At 54.9% G+C, this 618-nt stretch carries 1 pseudogene; it reads right to left on the bottom strand.

Annotated features, from left to right (window positions below):
• Window positions 1-4: 4 nt before the first annotated feature.
• Window positions 5-618: pseudogene (locus tag ACTHUR_RS15635) on the bottom strand (threonine synthase); the annotation flags it as partial.

Below are 618 nucleotides of genomic sequence, written 5' to 3'. Positions count from 1 at the left end.
CGCATTACTTATCTAAGGTTTCGCGGATAATTTCTTTAACGGCGGCTGCATTGTTCGGCACGACTTGGACGCGCTGCGGCAGGTTTTCCAAACCTTCCAACGCGGCAGGGCGCGGAATGGCGACATCGCCGACCGCTTCGCGTATGGTCGCATCGAATTTTGCCGCCAATGCGGTTTCCAAACACACAACCATCTCCCCTTCTTCGCGCACTTCGCGAGCGACTTTTACGCCATCGGCGGTGTGCGGGTCGATGAGTTCTTTGTCTTGCTCGTAAACCTGCTTAATGGTGGCGAGGCGGTCGGCGTGGGTGGATTTGCCGGAGGTAAAACCGTATTTGCCGCCGACTTTTTCCAAGGCAAACTGCAAGTCAAAGCCTTTGCCCGCCGCTACTTCCGCCCACAGCGTATTGATTTCCTGAGGATCGCGATCCATCAGGTCGAACACGAAACGCTCGAAGTTGGACGCTTTGGAAATGTCCATAGACGGGCTGGAGGTAACATAAGTATGCTCGCTGTTTCGCGGGCGGTATGCGCCGGTTTTGAAAAACTCGTCCAACACATCGTTTTCATTGGTCGCGACAATCAGGCGGCGGATAGGCAGGCCCATTTGTTTGGCGA

The sequence above is a fragment of the Neisseria sp. P0021.S007 genome, from assembly GCF_051956855.1.
This window is presented reverse-complemented; position numbering and strand designations above follow the sequence as displayed.